Below are 18,036 nucleotides of genomic sequence, written 5' to 3' on the forward strand. Positions count from 1 at the left end.
AGGACGAAAAGTTCTATGCTTGAGATCAAGAATTTGCAGGTCACCGTCGAGGGCAAGGAAATCCTGAAGGGCATCGACCTGAAGATCGCGCCCGGCGAAGTCCACGCCATCATGGGCCCGAACGGCTCGGGCAAGTCGACGCTCTCCTACGTGCTGGCAGGACGGGAAGGCTACGAGGTGACCGGCGGCGAGGTGCTCTACAAGGGCAAGGACCTGCTCGGCCTCGATCCGGAGGAGCGGGCGGCCGAAGGCGTGTTCCTCGCCTTTCAGTATCCGGTGGAGATCCCGGGCGTCGCCAACACGACCTTCCTCAAGGAAGCGGTCAACGCGGTGCGCCGCCACCGCGGCGAGAGCGAACTCGACGCCATGCAGTTCCTCAAGGTCATGCGCGCCAAGGTCAAGGAGCTCGGCATCGCCGACGACATGCTGAAGCGGGCGGTCAACGTCGGCTTCTCCGGCGGCGAGAAGAAGCGCAACGAAATGCTCCAGATGGCCATGCTCGAGCCGAGCCTGGCCGTCCTCGACGAGACCGACAGCGGCCTCGACATCGACGCCCTGAAAACCGTTTCGGACGGCGTGAACGCGCTGCGCGGCCCTGAGCGTGCCATGCTGGTGATCACCCACTACAACCGGCTGCTGGAGTACATCGTGCCCGACCATGTGCACGTTCTGGCCGGCGGCCGGATTCAACGCTCCGGCGGAAAGGAGCTGGCGCGGGAGCTCGAACAGAAGGGCTACGCCGAGTTCGTGCCGAGCGACGAGGTGGCTGCATGACCGCGCCTTCCGCCCTGCCCTACACCGAGCAGTACAGCGCGCTGAAGGGCGCGCTGCCGGGTGGAGATCTGCCCTGGTTGGCCGATCTGCGCGAGGCCGGAATAGGCGCCTTCCGTGCGACCGGTCTGCCGAACCCCAAGATGGAGGCCTGGAAGTACACCAACCTCCGGCCCCTGGAAAAGCTCGCCTTCACGCCGGCCGCGACCGACCGGCCCGGACCGGACCGGCTCCCATCGCTGCTGCCGGCCGGGGCGAGCAACCACCGCCTGGTCTTCGTCAACGGCCGCTTCCGACCCGACCTCTCCATGGTGACCCGCCTGCCCCTGGGCGTGCGCCTTGGCAGCCTGGCCGACCACCTGCGCGACGGCGGCGGCTCGGTCGAGGAGTTTCTCGGCCAGCTGGGTTCCGAGGCGGATCAGCCGCTCTTAGACCTGAACACCGCCATGATGCAGGACGGCCTGGTCCTGAGGGTCGGGCGCGGCGTCGCCATCGACTCCCCGATCGAGGTAATCTACCTCTCGGACAGCGACCAAGGCGCCGTTTCCCACCACCCGCGGAACCTCATCGTGCTCGAGGAAGACAGCAAGGCCGTCTTGATCGAGCACTTCGTCAGCGCGGGCAAGGCCCCCAGCCTCGCCAACATCGCGACGGAGATCTCGCTCGGTCGGGGCTCCCTGCTGCATCACTACAAGATGCAGGCCGAGGGCCCCGAGGCCTTTCATCTCTCGACCGTGAACGGCGTGGTCGGCCGGGATGCCCACTACGACGGCTTTGCCATGGCCCTGGGAGCGCGTCTCTCGCGCAACGAGGTGTCGCTGCGCCTAACCGGCGAGGGTGCGCGCTGCCACCTCAACGGCGCCTACATGATGCGCGGCACCCAGCACTGCGACAACACGACGGTTATCGAGCACTGCGTTCCCCACACCTCCTGCCGCGAGGTGTTCAAGGGCGTGCTGGACGACGAAGCCCGCGCCGTCTTCCAGGGCCGCATTGTGGTGCATCCCGGCGCCCAGCAGACCGACGGTCACCAGCTCAGCAAGGCCATGCTGCTGTCCGACCGGGCCGAGATCGACGCCAAGCCGGAATTGGAGATCTACGCCGACGACGTCAAATGCTCCCACGGGGCCACGGCCGGCGATCTGGACCACGACGCGCTGTTCTACCTGCGGGCCCGCGGCCTGCCGGAGGCACGGGCGCGCGCGCTCTTGATCGAGGCCTTCTTGACCGAGGCGGTCGAGGCGATCGCCGCTGAGGACCTCTGCCCGGCCTTTTTGGCGAGCATCGCAGACTGGCTCAAGGCCGAGTGAGGAGGCCGGAATGAACGAAGTCGTCTCATTGGCGAGAGAGCAAGCCGACGGCTACGACGTCGAGCGTATCAGGGCGGACTTCCCGATCCTGAGCCAGGAAGTCTACGGCAAGCCGCTGGTGTTCCTGGACAGCGGGGCCAGCGCGCAGAAGCCCACCGCGGTCATGGACGCGATGCAGGCGGTTATGACCGAGGGCTACGCGAACGTCCACCGCGGCGTCTACAACTTCAGCCAGAACCTCTCGGAGCGCTTCGAAGGCGTGCGCGGCACCGTCGCCCGCTTCATCAACGCCGCCTCGGACAACGAGATCGTGTTCACCCGTAACGCCACCGAGGCCTTCAATCTGCTGGCCCACAGCCTCGGCCAGAGCCTTTCGGCGGGCGACGAGGTCGTGATCTCCGAGATGGAGCACCACGCCAACATCGTGCCCTGGCAGCTGCTGCGCGACCGCAAGGGCATCGTCATCAAAGTCGCGCCGATCACCGACGACGGCGCGCTCAGGCTCGACGCCCTGGCCGAGCTGATCGGACCACGCACCAAGCTGGTGTCGATCGTCCACGTCTCCAACGTGCTCGGCACGGTAAATCCGATCAAGAAGATCGCCGAGCTTGCCCACGCACAGGGCGCGCTCATGCTGGTCGACGGCACCCAGGCCGTGGTCCATTCCCACGTGGACGTCCAGGACCTCGACGCCGACTTCTACGTCTTCACCGGCCACAAGCTCTACGGACCGAACGCGATCGGCGTGCTCTACGGCAAGATGGCGCTGCTCGAGGCCCTGCCGCCCTTCCTGGGCGGTGGCGACATGATCCGCTCGGTCACCTTCGAAAAGTCGACCTTCGCCCCGCCGCCCCACCGTTTCGAGGCCGGAACGCCGCCGATCGTCGAGGTGATCGGCCTAGGCGCGGCGATCGACTACGTCTCCGCGATCGGCATGGAGCGGATTGCGGCGCACGAGTCGAAACTGCTGCAGCGCGCAACCCAGAAGCTCTCGGCCATCGAAGGCCTGAGAATCTATGGCACCCAGCCCGGCAAGTGCGGCATTGTCTCCTTCACTCTGGACGGTGCACACGCCCACGACCTAGGCACCATCGTCGACCGGGAGGGCGTGGCGGTTCGGGTAGGGCACCACTGCGCCATGCCGCTGATGCAACGCCTCGGCGTCGCGGCGACGGCGCGGGCGTCCTTCGGCCTTTACAACACGCTCGACGAGGTCGACGCTCTGGCCGGGTCCTTGGAAAAGGTGAAAGAGATCTTCGGCTGATGCTCGACGAACTGCGAGAACTCTACCAGGAGGTGATCCTGGATCACGGCCGCAATCCGCGGAACCTGGGCCACCCCGAGGGCGCCAACCGCCAGGCGCTGGGCAACAACCCGATCTGCGGCGACACGCTTACGGTGTTCTTGACGGTTGACGACCAGGGCATCATCCAGGATGCCGCCTTCGTCGGCCACGGCTGCGCAATCTCGGTCGCATCCGCCTCCTTGATGACCGAGATCCTCAAGGGCAAGACGACCGCCGAGGCCCAGGTGCTGTTCGACAGCGTGCACCGCATGTGCACCGAGGAAGACTTCGACCCCGGCTCGGCCGAGGCGGACGAAGAGGCGCTGGACCGCCTCGCCGTGCTCTCCGGCGTGCGCGAGTTTCCGGTCCGGGTCAAGTGCGCCACCCTCGCCTGGCACACGATGAACGCCGCGGTGAAGGGCGAACAAGAGGTCACGACGGAATAGCCATGATGGATCAACGCCCCTATCCCTACCCGCCGGGCTTCGATCAGCCCGACGAGTTCGAGGCGACCGCCGGCGAGCCGCTGCCGGAGGGCAGCACTGTCGCCAACGAGGTGGAGATCATCGAGGCGCTCCATACGGTTTACGATCCCGAGATCCCGGTGGACATCTACGAACTGGGGCTGATCTACGAGCTGGATATCGCGCCCTCGGGAGACGTGAAGGTTCTCATGTCGCTGACCGCGCCGGGCTGCCCGGTGGCCGGCGAGATGCCCGGCGAGGTGGCCGAAACGGTGGCCAAGGTTCAGGGGACGGGGCGTGTCACGGTGCGTCTCGTATGGGACCCGCCCTGGACCCCGGAGCGGATGAGCGAGGACGCCAGGCTCGCCCTGGGGATGATCTGAGCCTAGAGCGCGCTTATATTGGCCTTAAGGAACACGGAGCTAGAGTAACCGCCATGGTCGCACCGATGATTACCCTGACCGATATCGCCGCCGAGCGCGCTCGGGCGCTGATGGAGAAGAGCGACACGCCCGTGATCGGGTTGCGCGTCGGGGTGAAGAGCCGTGGGTGCTCCGGGCTCAGCTACTTCGTCGAGTACGCCGAGGAGCAGAAGAAGTTCGAGGACGTGGTCGAGGACAAGGGGGTCAAGATCTTCATCGATCCCACGGCCGTCATGTTCCTGATCGGCAGCGAGATGGACTACGTCGAGGAGCAGTTCCAGACCGGCTTCGTGTTCAAGAACCCCAACGAGAAGGGCCGCTGCGGCTGCGGCGAGAGCTTCCACATCTGACGGCGGGCGCGACGCCACTCAGTCGAGACCGAAGACCTCCCAGTAACGTTCCCAGATGATCGCCTCGTACTTGAGGGCGTAGGCCTCGGCGTATGGCTCGCCGCGGGAGCACTCGAACTGGGAGCGGGTCGTCATTCGGTCGTGATGGTGTCCGAGCTCGTGCAGCAGGATGTTCAGGAGCTGATAGGCGCGCGCCTGGGCTAGAGTGAACTTGCACAGGACCCAATCGCCGCGGCGCTCGGCGGGAACGCCGAGACGATCGAAGACGCCCTGGTTCTCCTCGTAGTAATGGGCCGGATGACGGCGCCAAAGACCGCGCCGCCAGGCGCAGATACCGACCACGCCGTCGGTGTACCACCCCTCCATCTCGGGATCGCCGGCGGTCAGCACAATGGCGTCGAGGCCCTCGGACAACTCGTTCCAGGTCGGCAGCAGTTCGAGGAAGCGGATCACGTCGTCGCGGCGCAGCAGGTGGCGATAGCCGTACCCGGGCCTTTCCTTGTCGATTACCGGAAAGGCCTGCCGGGTGTTCCAATAGGTCGCGGTCGGCTCCAGGCGTTGGAAAGCGCCAACGGCCTTGGCTCTCCCGGCACTGGAGAAGCGCTTATAGACCCTAGCCATGACTAACCTACGTGGTTAACCCAAGCTGAACATTGACCCGTTCAGCGTGTAATCCCCGATCAAAGCCTAGCAGCAAATTGACGATTTGCTAACAACAATTTCAGTTTTCATGCCAAGTTTCAAAACTACAACCCTTTATAGAAGTCAAAAAATAAAGTAATTTATCTCAAATGCTCCACAATAATATTTGATTAATACAACAATTAGTTTGACCATTATTTTGATTTTTTGTTATATTATTTGATAACTAAATTAACTAATTTCGGGATTTCTCGGAATGCGCGGCCAAGAACATGGATCCAACCTGTCGGATCGCATCAAACAGCTTACCAGCAGCGAAGAAGGCGGTTCGTTGCCGCTTTTCGGCCTGCTTCTTATTCCTCTGGTCTGCTTCATCGGCCTCGCGGTCGACACCAGCCGTGGTTACGCGATCAAGAGCCGCGTCAGCAACGCACTCGATGCCGCCGCTCTCGCCAGCATCCACTCGGTCGGCACGGAGTACTTCGAGGGCGACGTGCAACAGTACTTCGACGTGAACTTCCCGCAGGGCTACCTGGGCGCCAATGTCACCCTGGACGCGCCCAAGGTCAGCGCCGACGGAAATACTATCGAACTCAGCGCCTCGGCAGAGATCGACACGACCCTGATGCGCCTCCTGAACGTCGACACGATCGAGGTCGGCGCGAGCACCACGGTGACCACGGGCCTGAGCACGGTCGACGTCGTGCTCTCCTTCGACATGTCGGGCTCGATGGCCGGCTCGCGTATCTCCTCGGCGCGGGACGCGGCCGAGATCCTCATCGACACACTCGTCGCCGGAACCGGCAACGACAACATCGACGGCAACGTCCGTTTTGGTGTGGTGCCCTGGAACTCCAACGTCAACGTCAGCGACGGCACAACTTACAGCGCCGCCGCCACGACCTGGCAAACGGTCACACCGGATTTCCGCATAGTCGACACACCGTCCGACGGCACCGGCGACTTCGTAATGCAGGACCGACTTTACTTCGCCAACAATTCGCCCGTGCCCTTGCTGACCACGCCGCCCAGCGGGTGGGGCGGCTGCGTCTATGCGCGCCTCATCACGGCTGGCCCCTTGGCCCTCTGGACCAACACCACCGACAACGACGACGCGGATTTCCTGCGCGGCCAAGTCAACCTGAGCGACAGCAACGTGGATTGGCTCGGGTGGGAGCCCAAGCAGGACAACGGTCAGTGCCTCAGTCACACCATCACGCCGCTGACTGCGGATCAGGAAGCGGTTCGCCAGGAAATCCGGGACCTGCTAAGCCCCGCGGGAAACACCAACATTCCCCAAGGGCTCGCCTGGGCTTGGCGCGTGCTCATGCCGGGCGTGCCCTACACGCAGGCCGACAGCGTCGTTACGGGGGGCCACAAGCGCGCAATCGTGCTGCTCAGTGACGGCGCCAACACCGTCACATCACAGGACGCCTACCGTGGGCGTCTCAACGAAGCGAAGATGAACGAACGTCTTCTCACGATTGCCCAGAACGCCAAGGACGAAGGCGCCACGATCTACGTCATCCAGTACGCCGATGAGGATGAAACTCTGCAGAACCTCTTGATGCAGGTCGCCCAGGAACCGAACCCGCCTTACTACAACTTCGCGCCCGACGCCATCGCCCTCGAAGCCGTCTTCGAGGGCATCGCCCAAGACCTCACCTCTGAACTGAGAGTTGCCCGATGACAAGAACCCGGAAAGATCTCGTCCGCGAGGAAAACGGCGGCGCGACGCTCGAATTCGGCCTCGTCGTGCCCCTCTTCGTCCTCATGCTCATCGGCGTGATGGAGATGGGCATGCTGTTCTTCGCCAACACGGCCCTCGAGGGTGGCCTCAGGGAAGCCGCGCGCTACGCGATTACCGGCCGTACCGACGGCGCCAGTCGCGAGCAGGAGATCATCAACATCATCAACAAGAACGGCTACGGCATCGTCAAGGTCACCGCCGACAACATCACCACCGAGATCTACCAGGACTTCGCCGACATCGACACCGCCGAACCGATCGTCGGCGATGCGGGCGAGATCGGCGTCTACGAACCGGGGATAGACGACGGCTACACCGACATCAATTGCAACGGTAGTTGGGACGAGGACATCGCCAAGAGCCCCGGCGCCGGCGGTGGCAACGATGTGGTGATCTACGTCGTCGACTATCAGCACGAATTCATGACCAACCTCCTGTCACCCATGATCGGCGGCGACGGCAAGGTGCCACTGACCGCTCGGGTCGCGGTCCGCAACGAGCCCTTCGGCAACTCGGACCTCTGCCTCGACTCTCAAGCGACTTAGTGTTTGGACAGGCGGCGAGCGAGGCCCGAACTATGACCACTGGCAACAGAATTGGCAGGCTTCTACGCGGCGATGAAGGCGTCACGGCCATGGAGTTCGTGATGGTCCTGCCGTTCCTTCTCTTCCTGCTGATGGGCGGCATCGAGCTCTCTACCTACGTGCTGTTGCACAACAAGCTCGGGCGGGTCGCGTCTACCACCGCCGATCTCACAACCCGCACGCCGGAAGTCACCGAGCAGGACCTGCAGCAGATCCTCGGCGCCTCCTCGACGGTCGCCCTGCCCTATCAGCTCGACGTGCAGGGCGCTGTGGTGATCAGCTCGGTCACCGCCAATCCCGACCCCGACGCCACCCCGCCGGTCGCGGTCAGCTGGCAGCGCAATATCGCCGGTTCGGGCGTGGACTACGACAGTCAGATCGGCGTCGAAGGACAGGCGGCCAACCTGCCCACCGGTTTCAGCCTAAGACCGACGCAGAACGCCATCATCGTTGAGATCTTCTACGACTACGAGCCCATGTGGTTCGGCCAGGTGACCGGGCAGCAGCAGATCTACTACCGGGCCGTCAAATTCCCCCGTAACGGCGCCCTCTCGGCGATCCAGGCTCCCGCGACCTAAGACCTGTGACTGCGCGGGCGGCGCCCTCAGGACCGCCGCGGGATGGCGATCGATCTTCCGGCCTCCTCGGGGCGCGGCAGCGCGCTCTGCGCCCGTGCCACCTCCTGCAGCCGCGAAAGCACGGCCTCGCCGAAGGGCGCGGCCCGCGGGACGCTCATGTCGACGTTGAGCAGCATGCACTCGGCGGTCGAGAGGCGGTCTCCGCTCTCCCCGTGCACCATGATGTGGAACAGGTGGAAGCGCTTGCGGTCGAAATCGAGCAGCCTGGTCTCGACCTCGACCCCCTCACCCTCGCCGACCTCCTGGAGGTAGGTGATGTGGGTCTCCAGGGTATAGATCGAGGTATTGGTCTCCTCGCGCATGGCTGCGTCCATGCCGATGAAGTCCATAAAGGCGTCGGTCGCCCGGCTGAAGATCAGGAGGTAATAGGCCTCGTTAAGGTGCCCGTTGTAGTCGATCCACTCGGGCTGGACCCGGTCGCGGTGCAACCGCAGCCCGCCGCCCTCGCCGCCCTCGCCGCCCACGGCGCTACGCTCTCAAGCGTTCGTTCCCCGGGTCGTAGGCCGGTTTCGCCAGGACCCGGCAGGCGCGCCGCTCACCCTGGATCGTGACCTCGAGCGCTGTCTCCGGCGCCGCCTGCGCCGGCTTCACGTAGGCGAAGGCGAGCGACTTGCCGACCGCGTGCCCGTAGCCGCCGGAGGTGGTCACGCCCACCGTCGCGCCGTTGGCGTGGACCGGCTCGTTGCCCAGGGGGTCGGCGTCCGCGGCGTCGACGTCGAGGTAGACCAGCTTGAGGTCGATGCCGTTGCCGCGCCGCGCAACCAGGGCCTCTCGCCCGACGAAGTCACCCTTGTCCAAGTCGACGAAGCGATCCAGGCCCGCCTCGATCGGGGTGATCTCGTTGGTCAGCTCCGAGCCCCAGCCCTTGTAGCCTTTCTCCATGCGCAGGGAGTTGAGCGCGTAGGCGCCAAAGTCGGCGATGCCGTGGGCTTGGCCGACTTCCATCAGGGCGTCGTAGACCTGTTCGAGCCGGGCCATGGGCGTGTGCAGCTCCCAGCCGAGCTCGCCCGCGTAGGAGACCCTGAGCGCGTGGAGGTCCACGCCCGCCACGGCGATGGTCCGCGCGGTCAGCCAGCGGAACGCGCCGCTGCTCAGATCCGCGTCGGTCAGGGCGCCCAGAACGTCGCGCGACTTGGGGCCGGTCAGCACCAGGACCCCATAGTCGTCGGTGACGTTGGTCGCCGTCGCCGTCTCCCCGCCGCGCCGGTCCTGGGTCAGGAAGTCGAGGTCACGCAGCTCGGCGACCGCCGCCGAGAGCAGGTAGTAGCGGCCCTCGTGCACCCGGGTCACGGTGAACTCGCTCTCGATCCGGCCCGCCTCGGTCAGGTGATGGGCCAGGACGATGCCGCCGTCCTTCCTGGGCATGCGGTTGGCCAGAAGCCGGTTCAGGAGGGCCTCGGCGTCGGGGCCCGCGACCTCGAACTTGGCGAAGCTCGAGAGGTCGAAGACCCCGACCCTCTCGCGCACCGCTCTGCATTCCTCGGCGACGTGATCGAAGGTAGAGGTCCGGCGGAAGCCGTACTCCTCTTCAGCCCCATCAGGCGCGAACCACTTCGGCCGCTCCCAGCCGAAGACCTCGGCGTAGACCGCGCCCTGGTTCTTGAGCTTGCCGTAGAGCGGCGTGGTTCGGACCGGACGGCCCGCCTCGCGGAACTCGCCCGGGTAGTGCACCTGGTACATCTGCTGGTACTCGTCGATCGACTTCTGCAAGGCGTAGTCGCCGAGCGACCAGTCGCCGTAGCGCCTGGGGTCGAGGCCATACATGTTGATGTCGGCCTGGCCATGCACCATCCACTGGGCGAGATACTTGCCCGCGCCCGGTCCTTGGGTGATGCCGATCGAGGCGCCGCAGCACATCCAGTAGTTCTTCACGCCCGGCGCCGGGCCGAGCAGGAAGCTGCCGTCCGGCAGGTGGGTGATCGGGCCGTTGACGATCCGCTTGATGCCGGCGGTCTCGAAGCAGGGCAGCCGGTGCATGGCGTGCTCGAGGCTGGTCGAGATCTGGTCCAGGTCGGGCGGCAGCAGCTCCATGTCGAAGCCCCAGTCGATCCCGTCGAGGCCCCAGGCCTGGGCGTTCTCCATTTCGTAGGGCCCGATCAGGATGCCCTTCTGCTCCTGGCGGTAGTAGGCCGAGGCGATGGGGTCGCGGACCACAGGCGGCTCCTTGTCCAGCGCCTCCACCTCGGCCAGGTTCTCGGTCACCAGGTACTGGTGGCTCATGTTGACGATCGGCACCCGGTAGTCGATCCAGGCCGAGACCTGGTCGCCGAAGGAGCCGGCCGCGTTGACCACGTGCTCGCAGGTGATCGTGCCCTGCTCGGTGATCACCTCCCATTCGCCGCTTGCGCGCTGCTTGGTGTCGAGCACCCGGTTGCGCAGCACGATCTCGGCGCCGCCCATGCGCGCGCCCTTGGCCATGGCGTGGGTCGCGCTGGCCGGGTCGGTGTGGCCGTCGTGGGGCGTGTAGGCGCCCGCCAGGATGCCCTCGACATTCAGCAGCGGATGCAGGTTCTTGATCTCGTTGGGGCCGATGATGTGCATCTCCACGCCGATGTAGGCGAGCTGGCCCTGGACGTAGCGGAACCAGTCGACCTCGTCGGGCTTGGTCGCCAGGCGGATCGCGCCGCAGCCGTGCCAGCCCGTCGCCTGCCCGGTCTCCGCCTCGAGGGTCTTGTAGAGCTCCACCCCGTGGGCGTGGATCGCGGCCATGGAGAGCCCGCCGATAAAGTGCGGGATCAGGCCGGCCGCGTGCCAGGTCGAGCCCGAGGTGAGCTCGCCCTTGTCGATCAGCACGACGTCGGACCAGCCTTCCTTGGTCAGGTGATAGAGCAGGCCGGCCCCCATGGCACCGCCGCCGATCACCACCACGCGCGCATGGCTTTTCATGTCTTCGTATCCCCGTTCCTGATTACCAGCGGTCGTTGCCGAGCCGCATGTTGTCACGCGCGATCCTGACCGGAAAGCGTTCGCGAATGGCCGCATCCTGATCCGGCGTGATGTAGTCCGGATAATGCTCCGCCAGGATGGCCTTGACCTGGGCGCGGGCCTTTTGGCGGACATCGGTCGATCCCTGCTCCACCCATTCCTTCGGGCTCGAACGGTCGCCGACCTCGGGATAGACGTACTCCGCCTGCATCAGGCCGAGCGTCTGTTCGTGCCCGAGGAAGTGCCCCGGCCCTTCCATGCAGACTTGGCGGATGGTCTCGACGGAGAGGCTCTCGTCGGTCACCTCGATGCCGCGCACGCCGCGCAGCACCGCGCCGATCGTGTCGTTATCAATCACCAAGCTCTCCAGACAGAAGCCCAGGAGCGAGGCATGCATGCCAGCAGACTCATAGATCATGTTGGCGCCGGCAAGGCCGGCCAGCGCCTGGGTATAACCCTTCTCCAGGCCGGCCTGGGCGTCCGGCACCTTCGAGTCGGTCATGCCGGCCGGCACGCCGCCGCTCAGATCGTAGAAGTGCGCCATCTGGGCGCAGGCCGCGCTGAGCAGCGCCTGCTCACCGCTGCCGCCGCTCATTGCGCCGGTGCGCAGATCGGAGACAAAGGGCCAGGTTCCCATGATCGCCGGATGGCCGGGCACGATCAGGTTGACATAGACCAGGCCGGCGAGCACTTCCGCGACCTCCTGCACGATCGAGCCGGCAAGCGCCGCCGGGCTGGTGGCCCCGGCCTGTCCGGCCGACAGCAGCAGCACCGGCATGCCGCCGCGCACGCAGACCTCGAGCGCCCGGCAGGCGTCCTCCGCGAACTTCATCGGCGGCACCACGTGGCAGCACGACAGCGACACGAAGGGCCGCTCGCGCCACTGCTTCTCGCCACCGGCGACGTAGTGCAGCATTTCCAGGGATTCCGCGGCATGCTCCGGCAGGACGAAGCTGGTGCCGACATGCTTGGCGGTGCCCGAGATCGCCGCGTAGCAGGTGTTGAGATCCATCTCACGCGGGTCTTCCAGGTCGCGGCAGACGATGGAGCGCTGGAAGAAATGGATGTTGTCCATCCGGTCGACGACACGGGCGATGTCGTAGAGGTCGAGCGAGGTCGACTCCCGGTATTCGCCGGTCATCGCGTCGACCATGTGGACCGCCGCCCCGGCGGTGCCGAAGTAGACCTTCTTGCCCCAGGGCTCCAGGTCGTGCTTCGGGTCCCGTCCGTGGATCGGGAAGTGCCGGGCGCAGTTTGCCAGGGTGTCCTCGACCAGGGTCCGGGGAAAGATCAGCCGCCCCTCCTCGCTCAGCTTGCCGCCGGCCGCCGTCACCATCTCGACGCAGGAGGGGATGGCGTCGGCCAGTCCCACCGTCTCCAGCAGATCCAGTGCGGCTCTGTGGATCTTCTCGACCTCGGCGTCGGTAAGGGGCTTGTAGCGACCGCCCTCCATGCCGGGTTTCACCGCCCGCTCCGCCTCGGGGATCGGCGCGGCGCGCAGCTCGCGCCGGGCCGAGCGCCCGCCACGCCTTCTGGTGACGACTTCTGCTCCCGTCATCTCAGGACTCCACAAAAAGGGATCGAGGCCACTCCCTACATCTTGTCATGCCCGGACTTGATCCGGGCATCCAGGGTTGCCAACCGCCCTGGATTGCCGTGTCGCGCACGGCAATGACAAGAAAAACGTGTTTGCACTCACAAGGCTAGTTTCTCGCCCTCAGGCCCAGTTTCTCACGAGCCTCGGCCGGCGTCACGGCGCGCGCGCCCATCAACTCGATGATCTGGATCGCGCGCTCGACCAGCTGGCCGTTGCTGGCGAAGACTCCCTTCTCGAGATAGAGGTTGTCCTCCAGACCGACCCGGACGTGGCCGCCCAGCAGAATGGCCTGGGCGACCATGGGCATCTCCATGGCCGAGATCGCGAAGCCGGCCCAGACGGCGTTCTCGGGCAGGTCCTCGGTCATGGTCTTCATGGCCGCCGTGGTCGCCGGCGCGCCCCAGGGGATGCCGAGGCAGATCTGGTAGAGCGGCGGGTCGTCGACCAACCCCTCCTTGACCAGCTGGGTCGCGAAGCGCACGTGGCCCGTGTCGAAGCACTCCAACTCCGGCTTGACGCCCAGCTCCTGGATCTTCTTGGCCATGATGCGGAGCATCTCCGGCGTGCTGACGTAGCAGCCGGCGCCGAAGTTGAGCGTGCCGCAGTCGAGCGAGCAGATCTCGGGCAGCAGGGCCTCGACATGCTCCAGCCGCTCCAGGGGCCCGACCATGTCCGTGCCCGGGCCGCCGACCGCCGGATTCTCCTCGCTCGGGAAGAAATCGCCGCCCATGCCCGCCGTCAGGTTGATCACCACGTCGACGTCGGCGTCGCGCACCCGGTCCACCACCTCGCCGTAGTACTCCAGCTTCCGGCTCGGCTGGCCGTCGGGCTCGCGCACGTGCATGTGGGCGATCGCGGCCCCGGCCCGCGCCGCCTCGATCGCCGCGTCGGCGATCTGCTTCGGGGTCACCGGGATTGCCGGGTGCTTGTCCACGGTGTCGCCCGCGCCGGTCACGGCGCAGGAGACGATCACTTCACGGTTCATGGCGGCGCTACTCCCAAGATGCGGCCCCCGGCAGCGATGCGGGCGTTTCTCCAAGCTGGCTGCACGCTATCGACAAGGCCCTTCCGAAGTCTTGCATTTTCCCGCCAAAAATTTGCTCTGCGCCGCCACGGGTGGAGCGCGCGGCCGCAGAGCGCGCCCGCGCTAGGAAATCCTTTAGGCCGAACTACTAGCCTCGACGGCCCCACAAACCTCAAGGAACCCGCTCATGTCCCTCAAGGAAAGACTGGCGGCGATCGACCGAGCCGAGGCGGCGCCGGCCTTCCGTGCGCCGGCAACCGAGGCCGAGATCCGCGCCCTCGGCGAGGCGGTCTCCGAGGCGGTGGGCCTCGATCTTCCCGAGGACCTGGCCACCCTCTATCGTTGGCACGACGGCCAGGCGCCCGACCAGCGGCTGGTCGAGGGCGAGACCTTTCGCCTGCTCCCGATCGCCGAGGCCCTCAGGGAGTGGCGCTTGTTCCTGGACCCGGAGAGCGACTATCTGGAGCCCTATCGGCCCACCTGGTTCCCCCTCTGCTTGAACGGCAACTCGGACTACCTGGCCTACGATCTCGAGGAAGGCAGCCTGATCGCCTACTGGCACGACGATCCGGACCGCGATGTGGAGCACCCCTCTCTGGAGGACTGGGCCGACTCCCTGGTCGAAGAGCTTGCCGCGACGGCGCCCCGGCAGGCGCCGGCCGGCCTGATCGGCAGCGAGCCGGTCGAGAGCCTGACCCTCACGCTGCGGCCCGGCAAGAACGAGAAGCGAGCTGACGTGATCCGCAGCCTGACCCAGCTGACCGGCCTCTCGCTGGGCGAAGTCGCCAAGGCCTTCGCAGACGGGCACGAGGGTATCGCCATTGCCCTGAGGGAGTCCGTCAACAGCCTGGAGCGGGCAAAGCAGATCCGGGGCGCGCGGAAGGCCCTGGAGCTGCTGGAAGCCGAGGGCTTCGCACCCAGCCTTGAGGTCGGCGCAGGCGGCGGTGAGACCGAGGCCGCGGCCGGCGAGGCCCTGAAGCAGCTCGAGAACCGCTGCTTGACCGGCGGCTAGAGCAGATCTAGCCGCGCGTTGTTGCCGCGCGGTCGCGGCTCTATAATTTTCGACCACCTGGGATGGAATGGGTGCCATGGCGGAGAAAGCGGGGGCGGGCAAGACCGGATCCACGGCCCGCAGGGCCGAGCGCGACCTGCGGAGCGCGATCCTGGAGACCACCCTGGACCTGGCCGAACGGGGCAACTGGCCTGACCTGCGCCTGAGCCAGGTGGCCGCGGCGCTCAACATCTCCCCGGCCGAGATCCTGGCCCACTTCCGCGACAAGGACGCGGTCGCCGACGCTCTCTTCCAGCGCGGCTGGCAGGCCATGCTCGACACGCCGCCCGAAGGCTTCGCCGCACTGCCGCCCAAGGAGCGGCTCTACCTCCTGCTCTGCCGCTGGTTCGACGCCCTCTCGCCGAGGCACACCGTGGCGGTCGAGATGCTGAAGGAGAAGATCTACCTTTCCCACCCGCACCACTGGGTGCCCCTGATCTTCAACCTCTCGCGGACCATCCAGTGGCTGCGCGACGCGGCCTACCTGGATGCGACGGGCGTCCGCCGGCAGCTCGAGGAGGTCGGCCTGACCGGCCTCTTCCTGGCGACGCTGCGCGTCTGGGCCCGGGACGACTCGCCGGGCCAGGAGCGAACCAAGGAGTTCCTCCAGCGGCGCCTGTCGCGGGCCGACGAGCTGGTGGCCCGGATCTGGGGCGGCCGGTCGGAGAACCCGAGCAGCTGACCTAGGGCCTGTGGACATACAGGGCACGCTCCTGGTCCGAGTGAAATCGGCCCGCTGTTAGGCGCGAGGAGGAAGGACATGCCGAGCATATTCGACGACAAGCAACGCGGCAGCGGGCCGATTGCGCCGGATCCCTTCGGGACGGGGCGCATTTGCGCCGGGGCGGCGTCACGGAAGGACTTGTGGGGCCCAACCCCACGGCACCTCCCGCTCCTGGCCCCGGCGCAAATGCGCTCCCGCCAGGAGCGCGCCGTGAATGTCCACAGGCCCTAGAACATCGTGTTGCTGTTGGCGGACACGGCCGGGATCACCTGCAAGGCGTCCCAGTGCTCGACGATCTTGCCCTCTTCGTCGAAGCGGAAGATGTCGATGCCTGCGTACTCCTCGTTGGGCCAAATCTGGTGGCAGTGCAGGACCACGTAGTCGCCCTCCGCAATGGCGCGCTTGAAAAGCACCTTCTTGCCCGGATAGTCCCGCGCCATGCGTTCGAAGTAGTCGATAAAGGCCTGCTTGCCGTCTGCAACATGGGTGTTGTGCTGGATGTAGACGTCGCCGGTGTAGATCTCGACGGCCCGCGCGGGCTGACACTGATTGAACATCAGGTCGTAGAAGGCCTTCGCGTTCTGTTTCATGGTTTCGAGCCGGTCGGTCATCATTCAAGCTCCGCTTCGCACTGTTTCTCTGGAGGGCTTCCATCGGCCACCGCCGCGTGCGGGGAGAAGTCACGCGCTTTGCGCGAGATCAGGGCGCCGCATTGGCAAGGCGGGTTCCTATACAGCACGTCACGCCTCAGGAGTGCTATCCCAATGATCGAAGGTCACCCCCTGGTCTCCAAGAACGTTTCCGGGATGACTGTCTCCGCGATCAAGGAGATGGCCATGCGGGCGGCCAGGGTGGAGGACGTAGCCTCGCTGACCTGGGGTCTGCCGTCGTTCCAGACGCCCGAGGCGATCCGCCGCGCCATTCAACGGCTCCTGGACAGCGATCCGGACCTCGGAAAATACACGCTGCCCGACGGTCTGCCGGCGCTGCGCCAGGCTGCCGCCGAGACGCACCGGCGCGCCACCGGCGCCACGCCCGATCCGGACCGTCAGGTGATGGTGACGGCGGGCAACATGCAGGGCCTCAACGCCCTGTTCCACGTGCTGATCGACCCGGGCGACGAGATCATCGTAACCGACCCCGGCTTCGCCTCCCATTTCCAGCAGATCCGCCTTTGCGGCGGCGCGCCGGTCTTCTGGCCCCTCGACGAGGCGCGGGGCTGGCAGCTCGACCTCGATCTCCTGCCTGGGCTGATCGGCGAGCGGACCAAGGCGATCGTCCTGGTCACGCCGTCGAACCCGACCGGTACGATCTTCTGCGAGCCGGAGCTTCGGCGGGTCGGCGAGATCGCGCGCGAGCGCGGCGTGCTCGTCCTGCTCGACGATCCCTATCACCACTTCTGCTACGAGAACGCGGGGCACTACTTCAACCTCGCGGCGGTCCCCGAGTTCGGCGACCACGTCGCCTACCTTTTCACCTTCTCCAAGGCCCACGCCATGACCGGCTGGCGGATCGGCTACATGGTGCTGCCCGAGGCGTTGAAAAAGCAGGTGCTCAAGGTGCACGACGCGACCATCATCTGTGCGCCGCGGGTCTCCCAGCTGGCCGCCCTCGCCGCCCTTACCGAGGAGCAGGCGCATGTCGCCGAGTTCGGGAAGATCCTAGGGCGCCGGCGGTCGCTGATCTGCGAACGGCTGGACCGGATACCCCACGTTTTCGACTACGTGAAGCCCGAGGGGACCTACTACGTCTTCCCGCGGATCCTCGCGGATCACGAGAATTCGATGGAATTCTGCCTGCGCATGCTGGAACAGACTAGGGTCACCCTGACGCCGGGCGCCGCCTTCGGGCCGACGGGTGAGAGCCACGTCCGCATGGCCTTCTGCGTCGACGACGAAACGATCGACCGGGCTTTCGACCGGCTGGAGCGGCACTTCGGCGCCTAGAGCAGATCCGGGGTAGATGGAATCGCCACGGGCGATCCATCAACCCGGTGAATCTGCTCTAAAACTAGGATGTAGAGCGCGCAGGCCTCCCGAGTGCCGTGCCTCAGTCCTCCAGGTTGCGCGCGACCAGGACCGAGCAGTGCGCGTGGCGGACGACGCGGGCGGCGACCGAGCCAAGGAGGTAGTCGACCAGCCCAGGATCGTGGGAGGCGACGACGATCATGTCGGCCTTGATCTCACCGGCGCACTCGAGGATCTCGCTCGAAGGCAGGCCCGCCCGCACCACCACCTCCGCGGTCGAGAGGCCGTGCCGGTCGGCCAGCTCGCCGAGCGCCGCCTCGGCGTCCTCGAGCGCCTTCTCGTGAAACTCCGAGGGCAACTGCGAGACGAGGTAGCCCGGCACCTTCTCGACCACGTTCAGCAGCACGAGTTTCGCGCCCTGAGCCTTGGCGATGCTCGCGGCAAGGCCGAGCGCGGCGGCCCCCGCCTGCTTCTCGCCGGTGTCGATCGGAACGAGAATGGTCTTGATCATGGCTTGCTCCAACTAAGTGAA

Annotated in this window: 19 protein-coding genes; 12 read left to right on the forward strand and 7 right to left on the reverse strand. The window is 65.9% G+C overall.

The genetic code is table 11. From position 1 onward, the window contains the following. Positions 1 to 15 precede the first annotated feature (15 nt). The 6 genes from sufC to QNJ67_11020 are packed head-to-tail and all read left to right on the forward strand — an operon-like array spanning position 16 to position 4,602. Positions 16 to 774, forward strand: a complete 759-nt coding sequence (gene sufC, locus QNJ67_10995; GenBank protein ID MDJ0609490.1) for a Fe-S cluster assembly ATPase SufC — start codon at positions 16 to 18, stop codon at positions 772 to 774. Then, positions 771 to 2,081 carry a Fe-S cluster assembly protein SufD gene (sufD, locus tag QNJ67_11000; GenBank protein MDJ0609491.1) on the forward strand — a complete coding sequence of 437 codons (1,311 nt, stop codon included), beginning with the start codon at positions 771 to 773 and terminating at the stop codon, positions 2,079 to 2,081. The genes sufC and sufD overlap by 4 nt, the downstream gene beginning before the upstream one ends. A 10-nt stretch (positions 2,082 to 2,091) precedes the next feature. Further along, positions 2,092 to 3,345: a cysteine desulfurase gene (locus tag QNJ67_11005; GenBank protein MDJ0609492.1), complete on the forward strand. Its 1,254-nt coding sequence runs from the start codon at positions 2,092 to 2,094 to the stop codon at positions 3,343 to 3,345. Next, positions 3,345 to 3,812, forward strand: coding sequence for an SUF system NifU family Fe-S cluster assembly protein (locus QNJ67_11010; GenBank protein MDJ0609493.1), 468 nt, complete (start codon positions 3,345 to 3,347; stop codon positions 3,810 to 3,812). Before QNJ67_11005 ends, QNJ67_11010 begins: the two co-directional genes overlap by 1 nt. A 2-nt stretch (positions 3,813 to 3,814) precedes the next feature. Beyond that, positions 3,815 to 4,213: an SUF system Fe-S cluster assembly protein gene (locus QNJ67_11015; GenBank protein MDJ0609494.1), complete on the forward strand. Its 399-nt coding sequence runs from the start codon at positions 3,815 to 3,817 to the stop codon at positions 4,211 to 4,213. Positions 4,214 to 4,266: 53 nt separating this feature from the next. After that, complete coding sequence (locus QNJ67_11020) at positions 4,267 to 4,602, forward strand: iron-sulfur cluster assembly accessory protein (GenBank protein MDJ0609495.1); 336 nt, start codon at positions 4,267 to 4,269, stop codon at positions 4,600 to 4,602. An 18-nt stretch (positions 4,603 to 4,620) separates the two neighbouring features. Here QNJ67_11020 and QNJ67_11025 read toward each other — a convergent pair whose 3' ends face one another. Beyond that, complete coding sequence (locus QNJ67_11025; protein MDJ0609496.1) at positions 4,621 to 5,223, reverse strand: hypothetical protein; 603 nt, start codon at positions 5,221 to 5,223, stop codon at positions 4,621 to 4,623. Between the two features lie 352 nt (positions 5,224 to 5,575). Between QNJ67_11025 and QNJ67_11030 the strand changes: the two genes are divergently transcribed. From QNJ67_11030 to QNJ67_11040, 3 genes are read left to right on the forward strand one after another with little or no spacing between them, the layout of a single operon-like run. Beyond that, positions 5,576 to 6,934, forward strand: coding sequence for a pilus assembly protein TadG-related protein (locus QNJ67_11030; protein ID MDJ0609497.1), 1,359 nt, complete (start codon positions 5,576 to 5,578; stop codon positions 6,932 to 6,934). After that, positions 6,931 to 7,539: a pilus assembly protein gene (locus tag QNJ67_11035; GenBank protein MDJ0609498.1), complete on the forward strand. Its 609-nt coding sequence runs from the start codon at positions 6,931 to 6,933 to the stop codon at positions 7,537 to 7,539. Before QNJ67_11030 ends, QNJ67_11035 begins: the two co-directional genes overlap by 4 nt. A gap of 32 nt (positions 7,540 to 7,571) precedes the next feature. Beyond that, entirely contained in the window at positions 7,572 to 8,156 is a 585-nt protein-coding gene (locus QNJ67_11040; protein ID MDJ0609499.1) for a pilus assembly protein, read from the forward strand. A 26-nt stretch (positions 8,157 to 8,182) separates the two neighbouring features. On the opposite strand, the gene QNJ67_11045 is transcribed toward QNJ67_11040, so the two are convergent. The 4 genes from QNJ67_11045 to QNJ67_11060 all read right to left on the reverse strand — a co-directional run bounded on the left by QNJ67_11045 (position 8,183) and on the right by QNJ67_11060 (position 13,723). Continuing rightward, on the reverse strand, positions 8,183 to 8,680 hold the full coding sequence (locus QNJ67_11045; GenBank protein MDJ0609500.1) for a thioesterase family protein: 498 nt from the start codon (positions 8,678 to 8,680) through the stop codon (positions 8,183 to 8,185). A gap of 4 nt (positions 8,681 to 8,684) precedes the next feature. Next, on the reverse strand, positions 8,685 to 11,102 hold the full coding sequence (locus QNJ67_11050) for an FAD-dependent oxidoreductase (protein MDJ0609501.1): 2,418 nt from the start codon (positions 11,100 to 11,102) through the stop codon (positions 8,685 to 8,687). A 22-nt stretch (positions 11,103 to 11,124) separates the two neighbouring features. Further along, positions 11,125 to 12,699 (reverse strand): trimethylamine methyltransferase family protein, encoded by a 1,575-nt coding sequence (locus tag QNJ67_11055; protein ID MDJ0609502.1) that lies wholly within the window; start codon positions 12,697 to 12,699, stop codon positions 11,125 to 11,127. A 145-nt stretch (positions 12,700 to 12,844) separates the two neighbouring features. Next, entirely contained in the window at positions 12,845 to 13,723 is an 879-nt protein-coding gene (locus QNJ67_11060; protein ID MDJ0609503.1) for a 3-keto-5-aminohexanoate cleavage protein, read from the reverse strand. Positions 13,724 to 13,949: 226 nt separating this feature from the next. Here QNJ67_11060 and QNJ67_11065 point away from each other — a divergent pair, with 226 nt between their 5' ends. Next, on the forward strand, positions 13,950 to 14,774 hold the full coding sequence (locus tag QNJ67_11065) for an SMI1/KNR4 family protein (protein ID MDJ0609504.1): 825 nt from the start codon (positions 13,950 to 13,952) through the stop codon (positions 14,772 to 14,774). 76 nt (positions 14,775 to 14,850) lie between these two features. Continuing rightward, a complete protein-coding gene (locus tag QNJ67_11070) occupies positions 14,851 to 15,495 on the forward strand; it encodes a TetR/AcrR family transcriptional regulator (GenBank protein ID MDJ0609505.1) in 645 nt (214 codons plus the stop codon). A gap of 269 nt (positions 15,496 to 15,764) precedes the next feature. Here the strand turns inward: QNJ67_11070 and QNJ67_11075 are convergent, their stop codons facing one another. Continuing rightward, positions 15,765 to 16,148, reverse strand: coding sequence for a nuclear transport factor 2 family protein (locus tag QNJ67_11075; protein ID MDJ0609506.1), 384 nt, complete (start codon positions 16,146 to 16,148; stop codon positions 15,765 to 15,767). A gap of 153 nt (positions 16,149 to 16,301) precedes the next feature. On the opposite strand from QNJ67_11075, the gene QNJ67_11080 reads away from it, so the two are divergent. Beyond that, entirely contained in the window at positions 16,302 to 17,483 is a 1,182-nt protein-coding gene (locus QNJ67_11080) for a pyridoxal phosphate-dependent aminotransferase (GenBank protein ID MDJ0609507.1), read from the forward strand. A 103-nt stretch (positions 17,484 to 17,586) separates the two neighbouring features. Here the strand turns inward: QNJ67_11080 and QNJ67_11085 are convergent, their stop codons facing one another. After that, positions 17,587 to 18,015: a universal stress protein gene (locus QNJ67_11085; GenBank protein MDJ0609508.1), complete on the reverse strand. Its 429-nt coding sequence runs from the start codon at positions 18,013 to 18,015 to the stop codon at positions 17,587 to 17,589. Between the last annotated feature and the right edge of the window lie 21 nt (positions 18,016 to 18,036).

This window comes from Kiloniellales bacterium (assembly GCA_030064845.1).
In the GTDB taxonomy this organism is placed as follows: Bacteria; Pseudomonadota; Alphaproteobacteria; order Kiloniellales; family JAKSDN01; genus JASJEC01.

Coding starts and splice junctions, on each gene's coding strand:
- sufC (MDJ0609490.1), top strand. CDS start 16: ATGCTTGAGATCAAGAATTTGCAGGTCACCGTCGAGGGCAAGGAAATC.
- sufD (MDJ0609491.1), top strand. CDS start 771: ATGACCGCGCCTTCCGCCCTGCCCTACACCGAGCAGTACAGCGCGCTG.
- QNJ67_11005 (MDJ0609492.1), top strand. CDS start 2,092: ATGAACGAAGTCGTCTCATTGGCGAGAGAGCAAGCCGACGGCTACGAC.
- QNJ67_11010 (MDJ0609493.1), top strand. CDS start 3,345: ATGCTCGACGAACTGCGAGAACTCTACCAGGAGGTGATCCTGGATCAC.
- QNJ67_11015 (MDJ0609494.1), top strand. CDS start 3,815: ATGATGGATCAACGCCCCTATCCCTACCCGCCGGGCTTCGATCAGCCC.
- QNJ67_11020 (MDJ0609495.1), top strand. CDS start 4,267: ATGGTCGCACCGATGATTACCCTGACCGATATCGCCGCCGAGCGCGCT.
- QNJ67_11025 (MDJ0609496.1), bottom strand. CDS start 5,223: ATGGCTAGGGTCTATAAGCGCTTCTCCAGTGCCGGGAGAGCCAAGGCC.
- QNJ67_11035 (MDJ0609498.1), top strand. CDS start 6,931: ATGACAAGAACCCGGAAAGATCTCGTCCGCGAGGAAAACGGCGGCGCG.
- QNJ67_11040 (MDJ0609499.1), top strand. CDS start 7,572: ATGACCACTGGCAACAGAATTGGCAGGCTTCTACGCGGCGATGAAGGC.
- QNJ67_11050 (MDJ0609501.1), bottom strand. CDS start 11,102: ATGAAAAGCCATGCGCGCGTGGTGGTGATCGGCGGCGGTGCCATGGGG.
- QNJ67_11055 (MDJ0609502.1), bottom strand. CDS start 12,699: ATGACGGGAGCAGAAGTCGTCACCAGAAGGCGTGGCGGGCGCTCGGCC.
- QNJ67_11060 (MDJ0609503.1), bottom strand. CDS start 13,723: ATGAACCGTGAAGTGATCGTCTCCTGCGCCGTGACCGGCGCGGGCGAC.
- QNJ67_11065 (MDJ0609504.1), top strand. CDS start 13,950: ATGTCCCTCAAGGAAAGACTGGCGGCGATCGACCGAGCCGAGGCGGCG.
- QNJ67_11070 (MDJ0609505.1), top strand. CDS start 14,851: ATGGCGGAGAAAGCGGGGGCGGGCAAGACCGGATCCACGGCCCGCAGG.
- QNJ67_11075 (MDJ0609506.1), bottom strand. CDS start 16,148: ATGACCGACCGGCTCGAAACCATGAAACAGAACGCGAAGGCCTTCTAC.
- QNJ67_11080 (MDJ0609507.1), top strand. CDS start 16,302: ATGATCGAAGGTCACCCCCTGGTCTCCAAGAACGTTTCCGGGATGACT.
- QNJ67_11085 (MDJ0609508.1), bottom strand. CDS start 18,015: ATGATCAAGACCATTCTCGTTCCGATCGACACCGGCGAGAAGCAGGCG.